The 17,986-nt window shown below is 66.6% G+C and carries 17 protein-coding genes; 7 read left to right on the top strand and 10 right to left on the bottom strand.

Going from position 1 to position 17,986, the window contains the following annotated elements; all coding sequences use genetic code 11:
* Positions 1–3 precede the first annotated feature (3 nt).
* A complete protein-coding gene (gene ligD, locus BKG60_RS07075; RefSeq protein ID WP_070945045.1) occupies positions 4–1,245 on the bottom strand; it encodes a non-homologous end-joining DNA ligase in 1,242 nt (413 codons plus the stop codon).
* 54 nt (positions 1,246–1,299) lie between these two features.
* Here ligD and fadD2 point away from each other — a divergent pair, with 54 nt between their 5' ends.
* Entirely contained in the window at positions 1,300–2,973 is a 1,674-nt protein-coding gene (gene fadD2, locus BKG60_RS07080) for a long-chain-fatty-acid--CoA ligase FadD2 (RefSeq protein ID WP_070944932.1), read from the top strand.
* 29 nt (positions 2,974–3,002) lie between these two features.
* Complete coding sequence (locus BKG60_RS07085; RefSeq protein ID WP_070189505.1) at positions 3,003–3,785, top strand: SDR family NAD(P)-dependent oxidoreductase; 783 nt, start codon at positions 3,003–3,005, stop codon at positions 3,783–3,785.
* Between the two features lie 75 nt (positions 3,786–3,860).
* On the opposite strand, the gene BKG60_RS07090 is transcribed toward BKG60_RS07085, so the two are convergent.
* The 5 genes from BKG60_RS07090 to BKG60_RS07115 form a co-directional block, all read right to left on the bottom strand.
* Positions 3,861–4,172 (bottom strand): hypothetical protein, encoded by a 312-nt coding sequence (locus tag BKG60_RS07090; RefSeq protein ID WP_075909446.1) that lies wholly within the window; start codon positions 4,170–4,172, stop codon positions 3,861–3,863.
* 374 nt (positions 4,173–4,546) lie between these two features.
* The gene (locus tag BKG60_RS07100; RefSeq protein ID WP_075909447.1) at positions 4,547–6,754 is read right to left on the bottom strand and encodes an acyl-CoA dehydrogenase family protein; all 2,208 of its coding nucleotides are present in this window, start codon (positions 6,752–6,754) and stop codon (positions 4,547–4,549) included.
* 80 nt (positions 6,755–6,834) lie between these two features.
* Positions 6,835–7,824 carry a 2-hydroxyacid dehydrogenase gene (locus BKG60_RS07105; protein WP_083650262.1) on the bottom strand — a complete coding sequence of 330 codons (990 nt, stop codon included), beginning with the start codon at positions 7,822–7,824 and terminating at the stop codon, positions 6,835–6,837.
* Positions 7,800–8,921, bottom strand: coding sequence for an alpha/beta hydrolase (locus BKG60_RS07110; protein WP_075909448.1), 1,122 nt, complete (start codon positions 8,919–8,921; stop codon positions 7,800–7,802). The genes BKG60_RS07105 and BKG60_RS07110 overlap by 25 nt, the downstream gene beginning before the upstream one ends.
* Positions 8,918–9,547: a TetR/AcrR family transcriptional regulator gene (locus BKG60_RS07115; RefSeq protein WP_075909449.1), complete on the bottom strand. Its 630-nt coding sequence runs from the start codon at positions 9,545–9,547 to the stop codon at positions 8,918–8,920. The genes BKG60_RS07110 and BKG60_RS07115 overlap by 4 nt, the downstream gene beginning before the upstream one ends.
* 123 nt (positions 9,548–9,670) lie before the next feature.
* On the opposite strand from BKG60_RS07115, the gene BKG60_RS07120 reads away from it, so the two are divergent.
* Positions 9,671–10,252 carry a VOC family protein gene (locus BKG60_RS07120; protein WP_070189510.1) on the top strand — a complete coding sequence of 194 codons (582 nt, stop codon included), beginning with the start codon at positions 9,671–9,673 and terminating at the stop codon, positions 10,250–10,252.
* A 121-nt stretch (positions 10,253–10,373) separates the two neighbouring features.
* Here BKG60_RS07120 and BKG60_RS07125 read toward each other — a convergent pair whose 3' ends face one another.
* Together BKG60_RS07125 and BKG60_RS07130 are read right to left on the bottom strand one after the other, a co-directional pair.
* Entirely contained in the window at positions 10,374–11,210 is an 837-nt protein-coding gene (locus BKG60_RS07125; protein WP_075909450.1) for an SAM-dependent methyltransferase, read from the bottom strand.
* Between the two features lie 7 nt (positions 11,211–11,217).
* Positions 11,218–12,099 (bottom strand): helix-turn-helix transcriptional regulator, encoded by an 882-nt coding sequence (locus BKG60_RS07130; protein ID WP_075909451.1) that lies wholly within the window; start codon positions 12,097–12,099, stop codon positions 11,218–11,220.
* 101 nt (positions 12,100–12,200) lie between these two features.
* Between BKG60_RS07130 and BKG60_RS07135 the strand changes: the two genes are divergently transcribed.
* A complete protein-coding gene (locus BKG60_RS07135) occupies positions 12,201–13,109 on the top strand; it encodes an MBL fold metallo-hydrolase (RefSeq protein WP_075909452.1) in 909 nt (302 codons plus the stop codon).
* 2 nt (positions 13,110–13,111) lie between these two features.
* Positions 13,112–14,521, top strand: a complete 1,410-nt coding sequence (locus tag BKG60_RS07140) for a carboxylesterase/lipase family protein (RefSeq protein ID WP_075909453.1) — start codon at positions 13,112–13,114, stop codon at positions 14,519–14,521.
* Here BKG60_RS07140 and BKG60_RS07145 read toward each other — a convergent pair.
* Complete coding sequence (locus tag BKG60_RS07145) at positions 14,505–15,320, bottom strand: helix-turn-helix transcriptional regulator (protein ID WP_075909454.1); 816 nt, start codon at positions 15,318–15,320, stop codon at positions 14,505–14,507. The genes BKG60_RS07140 and BKG60_RS07145 overlap by 17 nt on opposite strands.
* Position 15,321: 1 nt before the next feature.
* Positions 15,322–15,936: a TetR/AcrR family transcriptional regulator gene (locus BKG60_RS07150; protein WP_070944926.1), complete on the bottom strand. Its 615-nt coding sequence runs from the start codon at positions 15,934–15,936 to the stop codon at positions 15,322–15,324.
* A 76-nt stretch (positions 15,937–16,012) separates the two neighbouring features.
* Here BKG60_RS07150 and BKG60_RS07155 point away from each other — a divergent pair, with 76 nt between their 5' ends.
* Positions 16,013–16,918 (top strand): oxygenase MpaB family protein, encoded by a 906-nt coding sequence (locus BKG60_RS07155; protein WP_070944925.1) that lies wholly within the window; start codon positions 16,013–16,015, stop codon positions 16,916–16,918.
* 30 nt (positions 16,919–16,948) lie between these two features.
* Positions 16,949–17,851 (top strand): class I SAM-dependent methyltransferase, encoded by a 903-nt coding sequence (locus BKG60_RS07160; protein ID WP_070944924.1) that lies wholly within the window; start codon positions 16,949–16,951, stop codon positions 17,849–17,851.
* Positions 17,852–17,986: the final 135 nt, after the last annotated feature.

Genomic DNA, 17,986 nt, shown 5'->3' on the forward strand with positions numbered 1-17,986 from the left:
CTCCTAGGAATCCCGGTGCCACTGCGCGCCGCGGTAGTGCTCCCACGGGTTGTAGTCGGCGAGCAGCTCCTCCTGCGGAGGACGTTCAGCCTCCGGCACATGCTGCAGGTTGATCCGCACCCGGTACCAGATCGAGCTCGGACCGCGCATGCCGTCGAGCAGGATGTCGACGGGCTCCAGACGTTCGGCCGCCGCGGGATGACGTTCACGCCACACATCCAGCGCCGCCATCGCCTCGTCTTTGGTCTTGGTCTTGGCGATTTCGATCAGCGGCATCGAAGAAACGCGCCTGCCGTCACCGCTTCGTCCGGCTCCCTTGGGGGCCTTCTCGGCCGGGCCGAGCTCCTTGGCCAACGCCAGCAACGGGTCCAACTCGCCGACCGTGACATCCATGCCCTCCCACGGGTCGCCGATGGCGGCGAACCGGTCGGGCACCGTGGCCACCGTGAACGCCTCTGGGTGGCACTCGTCGACCTCGTCCCAGCGCAACGGGGTGGACACCCTCGCGTCGGGAGTGGCCCGGACGGAATAGGCAGAGGCCACCGTGCGGTCCTTGGCGTTCTGGTTGAAGTCGACGAACACCCGGGCGCCCCGTTCTTCCTTCCACCACCGGGCCGTCGCGAGGTCGGGAACGCGTCGCTCCACTTCGCGGGCCACCGTCTCGGCGGCCAGGCGCACCTTGGTGAACGGCCACCTCGGGTGGATGCGGGCATAGATGTGGAAGCCGCGCGACCCCGACGTCTTGGGCCACGCCGTCAGACCGTATTCCTCCAGCACCTCGCGGGCCACCTGGGCGACGTCGACGATCTGCGGCCAGTCGACCCCGGGCATCGGGTCCAGGTCGACCCGCAATTCGTCGGGATGGTCGAGGTCCTCAGCGCGCACCGGGTGTGGGTTCAAGTCGACGCACCCCAGGTTCACGGCCCACGCCAGCCCCGCAACATCACGCAGGACGGCTTCCTTGGCCGAGGTACCGGATCGGTACTTGAGCTCGGCGACGTCCACATAGTCCGGCCGCTTCTCCGGTGCCCGCTTCTGGAAGATGGCCTCGACGGCGATGCCCTTGACGAACCGTTTGAGGATCATCGGACGCCCGTACACACCGCGTAACGCGCCGTCGGCCACTGACCGGTAGTAGTTGATGAGGTCCAGCTTGGTCACGTGCGCGGCTGGGAAAACCACCTTGTCGGGATTGCTGACGGCCACCTCGAGGCCGTCGATCTCCAGCGACACTGCACCGGCCATGACCACATGGTAGTTACCGCCCGCGGTGCGACAGGTGTCACATATTGTGGCGACATGCCAAGCCTGTCTGATCTGCCGGCGAACCTGACCGCGAAGGCCAAGGAGTACGCCGAGCGCGGCGCAGCCGAATTGCACTATGCGCGCAAGATGTTCGAGGCCGGCGCGCTGCGGCTGGAACCGCCACAGAACGTCCTGGCCATGCTCGGGGATATCCGCACCTGGGGCGAGATCGGGATGATCCCGGCGCTCAACGCGCGTCGGCACCCCGAGCGTGTCGCAGTCATCGACGATGACGGTGAATTCACGTTCGGTGAGCTCGACTCCGCGGCGCACGCGGTGGCCCACGAACTGCTCACGATGGGCGTCAGAGGCGGTGACGGGGTGGGGATCCTGGCCCGCAATCACCGCTGGTTCCTGGTCGCGCTGTACGGCGCGGCCCGGGTCGGCGCCCGGATCATCATGCTCAACTCGGAGTTCTCGGGGCCGCAGATCAAAGAGGTCTCCGAGCGCGAGGGCGCCAAGGTGATCATCTACGACGACGAGTACACCGCGGCGGTGGCCCACGCCGAACCGGAACTGGGCAAACTGCGGGCGCTGGGCGTCAACCCGGATTCCGAGAAGCCGTCAGGCAGCACCGATGAGACCCTGGCCGACGTCATCGCGCGCGGCAACGGGCGGCCCGCACCCAAGGCCAGTAAGCACCCGTCGATCATCATCCTGACCAGCGGCACCACCGGAACACCCAAGGGCGCCAACCGGGCCGCTCCGCCGTCACTCGCCCCGATCGGCGGAGTGCTGTCCCACGTACCGTTCAAGGCCGGCGAGGTCACCGCGCTGCCCGCGCCGATGTTCCACGCGCTCGGCTTCCTGCACGCCACCATCGCGATGATGCTGGGTACCACGCTGGTGCTGCGTCGCCGGTTCAAGCCCGCCACGGTGCTGGAAGACGTTGAGAAGCACCAGGTCACCGCCATGGTCGTGGTACCGGTCATGCTGTCGCGGATCCTCGACCATCTCGAGCAGATGACGCCCAAGCCCAATCTGTCCTCACTGCGGATCGTGTTCGTGTCCGGGTCCCAGCTCGGAGCCGAGCTGGCCTCCCGGGCCCTCAAGGACCTCGGGCCGGTCATCTACAACCTCTACGGCTCGACCGAGATCGCCTTCGCGAGCATTGCCCGGCCCAAGGATCTGTCGATCAATCCGTCGACGGTGGGACCGGTGGTCAAGGGCATCACCGTCAAGATCATCGATGACAACGGCAACGAGCTTCCCCAAGGCCAGGTGGGCCGTATCTTCGTGCGAAACACCTTCCCGTTCAAGGGTTATACGGGTGGCGGAGGAAAGCAGATCATCGACGGCATGCTCTCCTCGGGCGATGTCGGATACTTCGACGAGCACGGCCTGCTCTACGTCAGCGGCCGAGACGACGAGATGATCGTCTCCGGCGGGGAGAACGTGTTCCCGGCCGAGGTCGAGGATCTGATCAGCGGTCACCCCGATGTCATCGAGGCCACCGCACTTGGCGTCGAGGACAAGGAATGGGGTGCCCGGCTGAAGGCCTTCGTGGTGAAGGCCGAGGGCGCCAGCCTCGACGAGGACACGGTCAAGGCGTACGTCAAAGAGCATCTGGCCCGCTACAAGGTGCCGCGTGAGGTGGTCTTCATCGACGAGCTGCCGCGCAACCCGACCGGCAAGATCCTCAAGCGGGAGCTGCGCAACCTGGAATAGTTCGCGCGCGCCGGTGGTAGTACAGCGTTGTGAACATCGACCTGACCGGAAAGACCGCACTCGTCACCGGCTCGACCCAGGGCATCGGGCTGGCCATCGCCGAGCAACTGGCCCGCAGCGGAGCCCGGGTGGCCGTCAACGGCCGCACGGCGGCCCGCGTCGACGAAGCCGTCGCCAAACTGGGCGAGTTCGACGTCCTTGGCTTCGCCGCCGACGTCTCGACCGAAGCGGGGACCGCCGACCTGCTGCGGCAGCTTCCCGACGTCGACATCCTGGTCAACAACCTCGGCATCTTCGGTGCCGTGCCGCCGCTGGAGATCACCGACGACCAGTGGCGCACCTACTTCGACGTGAATGTCCTTGCGTCAGTTCGGCTTATCCGCAGCTATCTGCCCGGGATGACCGAGCGCGGCTGGGGCCGTGCGATCCAGATCGCCAGTGACTCCGCCATTGTCACGCCGGCGGAGATGATCCATTACGGCGTGTCCAAGACCGCACTGCTCGCGGTGTCGCGCGGTTTCGCCAAGGAGGCCGCGGGCACCGGCGTGACCGTGAACTCGGTGATCGCCGGGCCGACGCACACGGCAGGCGTCGAGGACTTCGTCTACCAACTCGTCGACAAATCGCTGCCGTGGGACGAGGCGCAGCGCGAGTTCATGATCAAGCACCGGCCGCAGTCGCTGATCCAGCGCCTCATCGAGCCCGAGGAGATCGCCAACATGGTGACCTACCTGGCCTCTCCGCTGGCCTCGGCCACCACCGGCGGGGCGCTACGCGTCGACGGCGGATACGTCGACTCGATCCTGCCCTAGTCCGTGGGTGTCGAACGGCCACTTATTGCACGGATTTTCGTGGACCGCGTGCAATAACTGGCCGCTGGGCGCGGATCAAGACATCATCGCGCTGCCCGGCACAGCCAGGCATATCAGCGACAACGCCAGCAGGAACCAGCCCGCGCCCTGCCAGATCGGCCAGGTGCCCTCGGCTTTCCACACCTGGTAGGTGCGGATGAAGGCGCCGACGCCGCCGACGAACAAGATCGTGGGGACCAGGATCGCCGAGAGCGTGGAATGGTCAAACGCGTAGAACGCCAGCGCGACAGCAGCGAGGACCACGACCCCCACCACGTAGCCCACCGCGGACCGGAACGTTTGCGGGTCGTGCCAACGCTTTTCGACGTCGTTTCTGTTGCTGCCCATACAGTCAACTCAGCTCGTCACGGCGGCCCGTTGATGTACCAGGCCAGGCAGCCCGGCCGGTCCCGGCACGCGATGATGGCGCCGGCGTCGGGGGCAGAGCCGCGCACCCGCGGTGGTCTGGGCTGCAGATTGCAGTTCACTACGTAGGGGTTCCACGGAATGACGCCATTCACACATGGCTCGGCCTGAAGTTTGGTGGGCCCAGGAGGGGCCTGACCCCACACGACCGTCGGCGCTATGACAATCGACGCCGCCGCCACACCCAGTACCACCGGGCGCACAATGCGCTGTAGTGACGTTCTCATCATCGAGTGCCAACCGTTTCTGGTAGCCGCCTATTTCGACGGTACGCCTGACACCCGCGCGGGGAACGATTACGGGTCGCGGGGCAGGCCCAGCAGTCGTTCGGCGATGATGTTGAGCTGGACCTCGGTGGTGCCGCCGTAGATGGTGGTGGCGCGGCTGGCCAACAGGTACTCGGCCCAGCGACCGAACTCCTGCTCGGGATCGCCCACGGCGCCGTCGGTACCGAAGGACGCCACCGCGAACTCCGCGTAGCCCTGGCCGGTCTTCATCGACAGCAGCTTGGAGATCGCCGCCGCGGGCATCGCGTCGCCACCGGCCAGCGTCAACAGGGTGGACCGCAGATTGAGCACCTTGGCGGCGTGGCCTTCGGCGATCAGCTGGCCGGCATGGTTCTGCTCGATCTGGTCGAACTGGCCGTCACGTAGGAACGCGACGAACTGGTCGAGGTTGGCCAGGAACGGCGGCTCGCTGCTGCCGATCGACACCCGCTCGTTGGTCAGCGTGTTGCGGCTGACCTCCCAGCCGCGGTCGACCTCGCCGAGCACCATGTCGTCGGGCACGAACACGTCATCGATGAACACGGTGTTGAACATCGCGTTGCCGGTCAGCTCGCGCAGCGGCTTCACCTCGACGCCGGGAGACTTCATGTCCAGCAGGAAGTACGTGATGCCATTGTGCTTCGGAGCGCTTGAGTCCGTCCGCGCCAGCAGCGCACCCCACTCCGAGAACTGCGCACCCGTCGTCCAGATCTTCTGACCGGTGATGCGCCAGCCGCCGTCGACCTTGGTGGCCTTGGTGGTCAGGCTGGCCAGGTCCGAACCCGCGCCCGGCTCGGAAAACAGCTGGCACCAGATCATCTCGCCGCGGAACGTCGGCGGCAGGAAGCGCTGCTTCTGCTCTTCGGTGCCGAACGCCACGATCGAAGGGATGATCCACGACGCGATGCCCATCTGTGGGCGCCGTACGCGGCCGGTGCTGAATTCCTGGGCGATGATGATCTGCTCGATCGGCTCCGAGGCACGCCCCCATGGCTTGGGCAGGTGCGGCTGCACCCAGCCGCCCTCGGCGATCGCGGTGTTGCGCTCGGCGCCACTCGGAAGCGCCTTCAGCCCAGCGACTTCCGCGCGGATCTCGTCGCGCAGCTTCTCGGTGTCGGGATCGAGGTCGATGTCGACCGGGCGCATCCCGGTGGTCGTCGCGGTATCGACCACCGACTGCGGGTAGTCCGAGGCCCGACCGAAGCAGGCGGCCAGCACGAGCGCACGCCGGTAGTAGACGTTGGTGTCGTGCTCCCAGGTGAAGCCGATTCCGCCGTGCACCTGGATGCAATCCTGGTTGGTGTGCTGCGCGGCGGCGGGTGCCAGGGTGGCGGCCACCGCGGCGGCGAACTCGAAATAGGTTTCCGCCGAGGGGTCTTCCTGCGCTTCGTCCAATGCGCGGGCGGCATCCCAGACCGCAGCGGTGGCCCGTTCGGTCTCGGCGATCATCCCGGCGCACTTGTGCTTGATCGCCTGGAACTGCCCGATCGGCCTGCCGAACTGTTCGCGGATCTTGGCGTACGCGGTGGCGGTGTCGGTGGCCCAGCGGGCGACACCGATCGCCTCGGCCGCCAGCAGGGTCGTGATGAGGGCGCGGGCGTGGGCGCGGGTCAGGCGAGATAGAACGCGACCAGCGTCCTCGTTCAAGGCCACCTCGGTGGCATTGGCTCGCACATGGGCCAGCGGGCGCAGGGGATCGACACTCTGTACCGGCTCGATCTCCAGCTGGTCGGCATCCAGCACCACCCACTGGACACCGGATTCGATCGCGACCGGCAGCACCAGAACGGATGCCTGCGCCGCGGCAGGTACTGCCCGTGCCTCGCCGCGGATGATCAGGCCGTCGCCGTGGCGGGTCGCGGTCAGGCCGGAGTCGATGGCGTAGGCGGCGATGGTCTCGCCGGAGGCCAGGCCGCTGAGAATCTTTGCCTCGGGGTTGTCGGCCGAGATCAGTGCGCCGGCGATCGCCGACGGGACGAAGGGGCCGGGCACCGCGCCGTAGCCGAACTCGGCCAAGGTGATGGCCAGCTCCAGGATTCCGAAGCCTTGCCCGCCAACGGATTCCGCGAGGTGGACGCCCTGCAGCCCCTGCTCGGCCGCGGCTTTCCAGTACGGCGGGGGATTGGGGATCGGTGTCTCGAGCGCTTCGTGCAACACCTCCGACGGCGCCACCCGCGCTACCAGGGACCGAACAGAATCGGCCAGATCGCTGTGCTCAGAAGTGATCGCAATGGGCATGCGGTTCCTCCATCCGGGGTCTATTAACCGGTCGGTTGGGCCCGAGGGTACCCCGGCGTGACCGGCGCCACTCCAGCGGCCTATCTGACCCCGTTCACTACGTGGACCAAGTGTTCCCCGTCGCGGATGCGCCGGCAGTTGTCCACCGCCATGGTCAGGTAGCGCCGCATGGTGTCGACGGTGTACCAGGTGACGTGTGGGGTGAGCACCACGTTGGGCAGCTCCAGCAGCGGGTTGTCGGCGGGTATCGGTTCTTCGGCGAACACATCGAGCCCGGCAGCCGCCAGCTGCCCATTGCGCAGTGCCTCGACCAGGGCAGGCTCGTCGATGATCGGCCCCCGCGCGGTGTTGATGACGACCGCGCCGGCCTTCATGGACGCCAGGGCCTTGCTGTCCAGCAGGCCGCGGGTGGTGCCGGTCAGGGGGAGATGCAACGAGACGATGTCGCTGGCGGCCAACAGATCTGGCAGGGGGCGCCATCGAGGGTGGCCGGTGTCGCGGGTGCTGGTGTGCAGGACCTGTGACGGCTCGGCGCCCATCGCGACGACGATCTTCTCGACCCGCTTGGCGACGTTGCCGTAGCCGAGCAGGCCCACGGTGCACCCGCCGATGTCGCGCACTGTCTCGCCCAGGCTGTGATCCGACGGCCAGCCCGTACCGTCCCGGGTGGCACGGTCGAGTTCGGGCAACCGGCGCAGCGCGGCCAGCATCAGCAGCACGGTGCCCTCGGCCACAGAGGGGGCATTGGCCCCGGGCATGTTGGCCACCAGAATGCCCAGCTGGGTGGCGGTGTCGACATCGATGGTGTTGACGCCCGCGCCCAGCTTGTGCACCAGCCGCAGCCGTAGACCGCGCTGTAGGTCATCCCCAGAAACCGGCCGCAGCACATGCCAGAGCACCTCGGCGGTGGGCAGTTCCCGGTAGAAGGTGTCGTCGTCATCTTCGGCGCAGAACCGCACATCGAGCCAGTCCTGATGCGGTGCAAGGAAATCCAGCACCTTGTCGCCGGGGGTGAAGTGGGCGAGAACCCGGATCGGTCCGGGGTTCACGGCCACCGCTTCGCGATCCATTCGGCGATGGTATCGGCCTGCTCATCGCGGGCGCCGGCAGTGGTGAAGTAATGATCGGTGTCGATCGAGCACTGGGACTTGTCGGTGCCGGCCAGCGCGTCGTAGATGCGTTTGGCGTCGGACGGAAACACCCCGGTGTCCTGGTCGGCGTTGATCACCAGGGCCGGGCAGGTGATCCGGGCCAGATGCGGCTCGGCCCTGGTCTGGGCGTGCCGCAGGCTCCACATGCCGATCCAGTTGCGCACGGTGGTGGCCGCAGCGATGCCGCGGGCCGATCGGTTGGCCTTGATCGGAGTGCCGGCGTAGCACAGGTTGGGCTGCCGGTTGGTGGGCTCGATGGCGGGGTCGACCATCCTCGGGTCGGCCCAGGTGCGCATCACTGTGAAGGGGCGATCCGAATATCCCGCTGCCTGAATTCTTTTGAGCTCCGTCTCAGCCCAGTCCGTGATCTTCTCGTTGCGGGCGACCTGGGCGGCGCGATAGCGCGCCACGAACTCCGCCGAGTAGGGCGCGGGGTTGCGCTCGTCGAACAGGTCCAGCTCGGGGTCGCCGGCGACCGCGTCGTTCTCGTCGACGACGGAGCCGTCCATCCAGGCGGTGAGCACGTCGGGGCGGCCCGGGTGGGCTGCGCTGGCCACATACCCGTCGGCGGGCGGCAGTTCGGTGAGTCCGGCCGCCGGTCGCATCCCGGCCAACGGCTGCACATTCGGGTCGACGGCCTGGGACTGGTAGGCGGCCATCAGTGATCCGCCGCCGGAATTGCCGAGCAGCACAACGGTTTCGATTCCCTGTCGGTCATGGAGCCAGCGCACGCCCACTCCGATGTCGACCAGGGCGTGGTCGAGCAGGAAGCTGCTCTCGAATCCGCGGAATCGCGTGTTCCAGCCCAGGAAGCCGATGCCCCTGGCAGCCAGGTAGTCGGCAATGTAGTGCTCGGAGAAGTCGATCTGATAGTGGGTGGCGATCACGGCGACTGTCGGTTTGTGTCCCGCGGGCCGGTAGTAGAGGCCCTGGCACGGGTAGCCGCCGGCGCCGGCACGTTGGGCCGTCGGCGATTCCATACCGATGAACTCGCGGATCACTTCCGGCTGGTTCATGTGCGGGGTCTCTCCTCGTGGTAGATGGTCCGGTGGAACACGTTGGCCAAGGTGGTGATGCAGGCAGCGTCGTCGGCGGTGGCGTCGCGACCGCCGGACAGTTGGGTGTAGCAGAACTGGTTGAGCATCGACACCAACGCGACGGCGGTCAGGTGAGCGTCATCGTCGGGGCAGAACCCTTGCTGCTGAGCATGTTTGATCATCTCGGTGATCATGGATATCGGCAGCTGGCAGATCTCGTCCCAGTATTCGGCGAAGTCGTCGTCGATCATCGCCATCTGGGACACGCTGATGATCTCGGCCAGGCGGTGCCGGTAGGTCATCCAGTGCGCGGAGGCTGCCTGGTGGCAGCGCTCCCGGTTGGTCAGGTTCGGTCCGGTCGCGGGCAGCGCGCGTTCGCGGGCCTCGTTGCGGAACCGAAGGGCCCATTCGCGGACCATGGCCTCTTTCGAGGCGTAATAGTTGTAGAACGACGCGGCCGAGCGGCCTGCCTCGGAGGCGATGTCGGCGATCGTCGTGGCCAGGATGCCCTTGCGGGCGATGACTGTCCGGGCTGCGCTGTCGATCGCCGCCTGGGTCTGGCGGCCGCGCGCGGTCGGCAACGGGGTGCGGGGACTGACGGTCACGGATTTCCTCACTCCCGGCGACCGGGGAACCTGGCAGGCCATTGATCACATCTGAATCTGATGTTAGATTCAGATGTGCACTTGCGCCAGTCCTTGGCGTGTTCGCCCCGGAGGTTCATCGACGTGATCAAGCCCGACAATCCCAACTCGGAATTCGAGTTCGGTGGAATCAACCATGTGGCCCTGGTGTGCGCGGACATGGCGCGCACGGTCGACTTCTACACCAACGTTCTCGGCATGCCCCTGATCAAGTCGTTGGATCTGCCCGGCGACATGGGGCAGCACTTCTTCTTCGACGCGGGTAACGGGGATTGCATCGCGTTCTTCTGGTTCCGTGACGCCCCCGATGGCGTGCCCGGGATCTCGGCGCCGGCCGCCATCCCGGGCATCGGCGAATTCGTCAGCGCCACCGGCTCGCTCAATCACATTGCCTTGCACGTGCCCGCCGAGAAATTCGACGAGTACCGGCAGAAACTCAAGGCCAAGGGCGTTCGTGTCGGCCCCGTGCTCAACCATGACGACAGCCCGATGCAAGCGTCGGCCACCGTGCACCCCGGCGTCTACGTGCGGTCGTTCTACTTCCTCGATCCCGACGGCATCACCCTGGAATTCGCGTGCTGGACCAAGGAATTCACCGACAACGACGCACAGACTCCGCCGAAGACGGCGGCCGACCGACGGCCGCCGGTGACCGCAGGGCACTGATCGGGCGTTGGCGCCGGGCCACACATCGCCATTGTCACGCGAGAGTGGCTGTCGAGCCCGGTAGCCACTCCAGCGTGACAGTGGAGACGTGTGGCACCGAGAAGACGTGGCGGGGCGGGCGTCAGGACTTGGTGGCGACGACGAAATAGCCGCGTGGCACCCCGGGAATGTCCAGTGGCACCGCGGGGGCGAACCACCGGCCCCACTTGTTCCCTGGTTCGGCCACGTCGGTGACGACGGCCGACCATCCCAGTCGCTCACACAACTGTTCCGGGGCGTCGGTGCCGAACAACCACGGCGCCCCGCTGCGCTGCATCTGCTCACGCACCGCGGCCAGCATCACGCTGTCCAGCAGGGTCTTGCCGACAATGTCGTACAGCAGCACCGACCCGGGCGCCGAGAGCGCATCGACGCGCTCGAACACTGTGTGCACGGCGTCCTCGTCGAGGTACTGCAGCAGCCCCTCCATCAGCCAGACCGCCGGTAGACCCGGGTCAAAGCCGTTGGCCCGCAGGGTGTCAGTCCAGTCCGCGGTGAGGTCGACGCCGATGGCCACCCGGCGGCAGCGGGGTTCGTCACCGGCCAACGCCTCAGCCTTGGACGTCATCACGGCGGGCTGGTCGAGTTCGAACACCGTGGTGCCCTCGGGCCACGGCAGCCGGTAGGCCCGGGCGTCCAGACCGGCCGCGAGAATCACCACCTGTTTCACCGGCGGTACGGCATGCAGCAGCGCCTCGTCCCAGAACCGGGTGCGCACCACGATCTGCAGTGTGGACTTGTCACCGCCGGCGGCGACGGCGTCAGCGAGCATCTTCCGTCCGGAGTCCCCGGCCAGGCGCTCTGCGAACGGGTCGTCGAAAAGCCGGTCGGTGCGGCGGGTTTCCTCGGCGCGGATGGCCGCCACCAGGACGCCGGTATCAGCCACCGCCTGGCCCGGGCGTTGTCCAGAGTTGGTCATGCCGCCATCATGCGCGGCCGGGTGCAGCGGTGGATTGGATACTTTTGTCCCGGGTCTCCCTCGCAAGGAGCTGCAACGTGTCCGCTGAACTCGAGTCCTCCGCTGTCGTCACCACACACAGCGATTGCTCGGCGTCACGGGCGAGCTTCAGATTCTGCATCGTTACCGTAAGCGGTCCGACAAGTGGATGGCGCAGGTCGTAGGAGTCTGCCTCGCAGGGTTTGACCCGGTGATCGGCCCACAGCGCCGCGAACTGCTCGCTCTTGACCGACAATTCACCGATCAGGGCGGACAGCAGTGCGTCGTCGGGATGTCGGCCCGCCGCAAGGCGAAGGCTGCCGACCACCGTGCGGACCTTACGGTGCCAATCCACGTACAGATCGCGAGTGTGGGGGTCGAGGAACAGCAGTCGGGCGAGGTTTGGCCGTGCCGCAGGGTTGTCCACCGCCGCGAAATCCACGTGGCCTGCCAGCAGGGCGTGTCCCAGCTCGTTCCAGGCCAGGATGTCGGTGCGACGCCCGATCACCAGCACAGGCAGGTGGTCCATCGATCGCAACAGATCGCGGGTCAATGTGCTGACGCGCTCGACCGGTGGGCGGCGTGGCGGCTGCATACGTTGGGTCGCCAACTCCCGCAGATGCGTGTGCTCGTGGACGTCCAACTGCAGGGCGCGCGCCAGTGCGTCGAGGATGGCCTCCGAGGCGTTCACCGACTGCCCCTGCTCCAGCCGCGTGTAGTAAGAAACGCTGACCCCGGCCAGCTGGGCAACCTCCTCCCGGCGCAGCCCTGCCACGCGTCGCCGTTCGCCGTAACGGGAAAGCCCCACATCTTCCGGATGCAGCCGACCACGCCGGGCGCGCAGGAATTCGCCGAGTTGTCCGGTGGTCATGACCCCACTATGCCCCTGTGCTGAAGGGCCGTGCCTATCCCTGGCAGTGGTAGGCACGGCGGGGTGTGGCCGGCCGATCGCCGGGCGGCCAGGCTCGGGTCATGAACGAAATCGTGTTGGGCGACGTCAGTGTGACCCGGGTGATGGAGTACTACGGCTCGGTCCGATTGTCGCCGCAGGAGTTCTTCCCGGACAGCTCCGAGGAGCTGTGGCGGCGCAACGAGAGTTGGATGGTGCCCGACTTCTATGACCCCGATGACGACGTCTGCGTCTCTGCGATCCAGACCTGGCTGTTGCGCAGCGAGTGCCGGACCATCCTGGTCGACACCGGGGTGGGCAATCACAAAGACCGGCCGCACGCCCCGGTGTGGCATCGACTGGACACCGATTTTCTCGGGAATCTGGCCCGCGCCGATGTCGCTCCCGAAGACGTCGATGTGGTGATCAACACCCATCTCCATGTCGACCACGTCGGCTGGAACACCTATCTCGACGACGGCACCTGGATCCCGACCTTTCCGAACGCCACCTATCTGATGCCGCGCGCCGACTTCGATTTCTGGAATCCCGCCAATCGGGGCGACCCGGTCCCGGGACGGGACAACGTCTTTCTCGACAGCGTTGCGCCGGTCCACAGCGCCGGACAAACAGTGTTGTGGGAGGACACCTTCAGGATCGACGCCAACCTTGCGCTTGAGGCCGCCCCGGGCCACACCCCAGGTTCCTCGGTGGTCAGGCTGCAGTCGGGCACTGACCGTGCCGTGTTCGTCGGTGACATGATGCACACGGCGCTGCAGATCATCCAACCCGACACCAACAGCTGCTACTGCGAGGACCCGGCACAGGCACGGGCCACCCGGCGAAGGGTGCTGGACCAGGCCGCCGACACCAACACCCTGGTGATCCCGGCGCATTTTGGCGGACATGGCGGTGCCGAGGTGATCCGCGACGGCGACGGATATGCGATCAAGGCGTGGGCGCCGTTCGACCGGGCGGCGAAGGTTTCGTGAGGATGGACGATCCGATCATCGAGACCAACACCGGCGCCGTGCGTGGATCCCAGAGCTCGGAGGCGCGGGCGTTCCTCGGAATCCCCTACGCCGCAGCGCCTACCGCTGCGGGTCGGTTCGCGGCTCCAACCGCGCACGAACCGTGGCGTGACGTGCTCGATACGACCAGCCCCGGACCGACGGCGCCGCAGCCGGCCCGAAAGGGCTTCGGACGCCTGGACATGTCACCATTCTTCGGGCCGGGCTGGGTGCACGCACCCGACTACCTCACCGTCAACGTGTGGAGTCCGCCTGACGCGCAGCGCCTTCCGGTGATGGTTTTCGTCCACGGCGGTGGCTTCGTCGCCGGCTCCACTCGCTCACCGCTGTACGACGGCACCGCGTTCGCCCGTGATGGCGTGGTGCTGGTGTCGGTGACGTATCGGCTGGGCATCACAGGATTCCTGGACCTGCCGGGAGCGGTACCCAACCGTGGACTGCTCGACGTTTTGGCTGCTCTGGGTTGGGTGCACGACAACATCGAGGCCTTTGGCGGTGATCCCGGCAATGTCACTGTGCTCGGCCAGTCCGCGGGCGCCACGATCACCGCGGGCGTGCTGGCGACTCCTGGCGTGGAGCGGTTGATCCGCCGCGCAATCATGCAGAGCGGAAACGGTTTCGGTGCGTTCAGTCCGGAACAGGCCGGCCGGGTGACACGGGCCGCCGCTCGGGCTCTGGGCGTCGAGCCGAGCCTCGGGGGCTTCGGCGGGCTCTCCGACGAGCAGCTCGTCAACGCGGTTTCGTCCCTGTCCGGGCTCGATCTTCGTACCGAAGGACACTTCGACCCGCTGCTGGGGTTGAGCCCGTTCAGCTTGGTGCTGGCCGAACAGCCCGCGCAGCGGCTCAATCCCGAAGTGGGACTGCTCATCGGGACCAACACCGAAGAAGGCAATCTGTACCTGGCACCCCAGGGTCACCTCGACTCGTCCACCCGCGTCGACGTCGAGAAGCTTGCCACCCAGGTGGACATCGATCCGGCGGCTCTGGTCCAGCGGTACCGGTCGCGCATTCCCGGGGCGGGCTGGGGTGAGCTGCGTGCGGCGATTCTGGGTGACGCGCTGTTCCGCACGGGAAGTGGCCAGACGGCCCGGGCGCACGAACAACTGGCCTCCGCCGCGACGTACCGCTACGAATTCTCTTGGCGCTCAGAAGCGGTGGACGGGATGCTGGGTGCGGCCCACGCGGTTGAGCTACCGTTCGTCTTCGACCGCGTAGGGCTGGAGGCGCTGCGTGGTCCGGAAGCGCTGCTCGGGCCTGCCGAACCTCCCGCTGACCTGGCTGCCGAGATGCACGGCGCGTGGGTCCGTTACGCAGCCACCGGAGATCCGGGCTGGGCACCGTCGGTGACCCGCGAATTCACCGGGGCGGGCTGATCCCGACGTGGCTGGGCAGCCACGTACGGCGCTGGCTGTACTGCGTGGGCGTCATGGCGGTGAACGACCGGAACTCCCGGTTGAAATGCGCCTGATCGAAGTAGCCCAGATCGGTGGCGATCCGGGCGCCGCGGACGTCTCCGGCGTCGAGCAGTCGCATTGCGGCCTGGAACCGGCGCACCCGCAGATAGGTCTTGGGAGTCAGGCCCACCTCGGAACGGAACGACGCGATCAGTCGCCGGGCCGACAACCCGGTCAGCGTGCAGGCATCGGCCACCCGCAGCGAAGGCCGGCGCTCGGCCGCGTGCAGGACAGCTTGTACGGCAGGATCACGGGACCGCATGCGCGCCAACAGAAATGACTCGACCAACGCGATCCGCGCCCGTACCGAGGATGCGTCGATCAGGCGGCCGCGCAGAGTCGACCCGGCCCGGCCCCAGACGGCTTCAAGGCTGACGCACTCGTCCTCGAGGTCGTGCTGAGGGGCGGGCAGAAACGCCGCTGCGCCACCGGGGCGGAAGTGGATGGTCAGCACGGTCTGTGCCGCGTCGATCTGAGTGACGTACGAGGTCACCCCTGCACCCGCGACGAAGGCCGCGCCGACGTGAAGGCGAGTGGTGGCGTCGGCAGCGTAAAAATCGACTTGCTCTCGCGCGTCGAGATCGATGACCACGGTCGCGGCGCCGCGGGGGAGTGCCCGGCTGCGATGGGCGATGCCCTGCAGGTTCTGCCAATATCCGAAGAACTGAACATGGGCGGCCAGCGCCGCGCCGGGGCGCAGCAGTACCGGCCCCGGCATGTCAGGTCCCCGGTTGGTGCATGCCCGCCACCGCGTCGAGCATCGAGCGCAGCTGGTTGATGAGTTGTTCCGGGGACAGTGAGACCTCGCCGGACAACCAGGCGCTGATCGTCTGTGTCACCCCGCCGACCGCGAAATAGGAAGTGGCTTTGAGATAGTCGTTGGCCGGCAGCTGCAGGGCGTCGCCGGCGTGCTGGCCGAGCAGCGTGGCGAACAGCGCCACGGATTCGACGCGTTTGCGGGTCAGTACCTCGTTGGACAGTTTGACGCTGAACAGGAGTCGGCCGATCCGCGGATCCTTGGCGATCAGGTGCACGATGTTGGTCATTCCGGCCATGGTCTGGTCGGCCAGGGGGACCGCGTCGACGGCGGCTTGTGTCGAGGTGGCGATATCGGCGATCACCCAGTCGTAGACCGCGCCGATGAAGTCGTCTTTGTCGGCGAAACTCTCGTAGAAATACCGTGCTGCCAGCCCGGCGGTGCGGCACACGGCGCGCACCGTCACCTCGGCGTCTTCGGCGCCCAACAGGTCCAGCCCCGCCTCCAGCAGCTGGCTGCGCCGCTGCGCGACACGGTCGGCGGCTTCGATGCCGCGGTATGGGCGGACCTGCTTCATTCCCACATCTTGACACCCGTCAGGCTGGCAGGCCAATATCAGGAATCACACGTTCTCAGTTTTAGAAGGGGTGACCATGACGGTCAGTGAACCGATCCCGCATGTCGAACGGGCAATGAACGACCCGTCGTCGCGTCCCGGGGCTGCGCCCAAGCGCCGCCGGCGGGCCGCCAGTTTCGACGACGGATTGATGGGTGTCGCGCTGCTGGCCGGTCCGGCGAACGTGATCATGCAGCTGGCGAACCCGGGTGTCGGGTATGGCGTGGTGGAGAGTCGCGTAGACAGCGGCCGCACCGACCTGCACCCGATCAAGCGGGCCAGGACCACCTTCACCTACCTGGCCGTGGCCACCCGCGGCTCCGATGCCCAGAAAGCGGCCTACCGACGTGCCGTGAACAAGGCCCACGCGCAGGTGTATTCCACCGAGGACAGCCCGGTGAAATACAACGCGTTCGACAAGAATCTGCAGCTGTGGGTGGCCGCCTGCCTCTACAAGGGCGGGGTCGACGTGTTCCGGATGTTCGTCGGAGAGTTGGACGACGAGACCGCCGACCGCCACTACCGCGACAGCGTCACGATGGGCACCACCCTGCAGGTGCCCGAGGAGATGTGGCCGGCCGACCGGGCCGCGTTCGACCGGTACTGGGAAGAGTCGCTCGAGAAACTGCACATCGACAACACCGTGCGTGGCTACCTGTACCCGATCGCCGCGGGCCGCCCCAAGAACCCGAAGCTGCCCCGCTTCGTGCAGCGCCGGCTCGACGCGGTTGCCCTGCTGATTACCACCGGGTTCCTGCCGCAGCGGTTCCGCGACGAGATGCACCTGCCGTGGGATGCCAAGAGCCAGAAGCGGTTCGATCGGCTGATCGCGGTGCTCCGAACGATCAACGACCTGCTGCCCTCGGTCTTGCGGCAGTTCCCGTTCAATGTGCTGCTCAAGGACCTCGACTGGCGCATTCGCACCGGGCGTCCGTTGGTGTAGCTACCAGTTTCGCGGCGTACCCTCGCGCGGGTGAGCACCGGACGAACAGACAATGACAACTGGGACATCACCACGAGCGTCGGTTCGACAGCGTTATTCGTAGCCGCATCAAGGGCGTTGGAGGCACAGAAGGAAGATCCGCTCGCCGTTGACCAGTATGCCGAGGTGTTCTGCCGCAGGGTCGGGGGTGAGTGGATTGCTGCGGTGGAGGGCACCGATCCCGAGCATCCGCTGCAGACCGAGTTCGGCGAGAGCTTCGTGACCTTCCAAGGTGCTCGCACGAAGTACTTCGACGAGTACTTCACCCGTGCCATCGACGCCGGGATCAAGCAAGTGGTGCTGCTGGCGGCGGGCCTGGACTCGCGGGCCTACCGGCTACCTTGGGCCGACGGCACCGTTGTGTACGAGTTGGATCAGCCCCAGGTGCTCGAGTTCAAGCGCGAGACCATCGACGGCCTCGACGACTCACCCAGAGCTGAGCGCCGCGAGGTGGCGATCGATCTGCGCGACGACTGGCCGCGCGCGCTGCAGGACAGCGGCTTCGACCCGGCGCGGCCGTCAGCCTGGATCGCCGAGGGACTGTTGATCTACCTGCCTGCCACAGCACAGGAACAGCTGTTTGCTGGAATCGACGCACTGGCCGCGCCGGGCAGCTTTGTCGGCATCGAGGAGGCGGAGCCGATGCCGGATGAGGCTTTCGAGGCCAAGCGCGCGGAAGCGGCGGCCTCCGATGAAGAGAACGCCTTTTTCACGCTCGTGTACAACCAGCAACACGAGCCTGCACAGCGGTGGTTCGGGTCGCGTGGCTGGGACGCGGTGGCGACGCCGCTGCACCGCTATCTGGTCGACGTCGGTCGTCCGGTACCCGCTCCCGACTCCGAAGCCGGCCTGATGACAGGAACTATCACCTTGGTCTCTGCGACAAAAAGGTGAGGCAGTTCACGACCTAGTGCGAGTACGTGCCTCTCGACACCTAAGTTATGCAATGCTAACTTCAGCAAAAGTTAGCTTAGCCATACATAAGGGAGAGATTCGGGGGCGTAGTCGCTCCCGTGCACGCATATGGGT

The organism is Mycobacterium syngnathidarum (assembly GCF_001942625.1).
GTDB classification, from domain to species: Bacteria; Actinomycetota; Actinomycetes; order Mycobacteriales; family Mycobacteriaceae; genus Mycobacterium; species Mycobacterium syngnathidarum.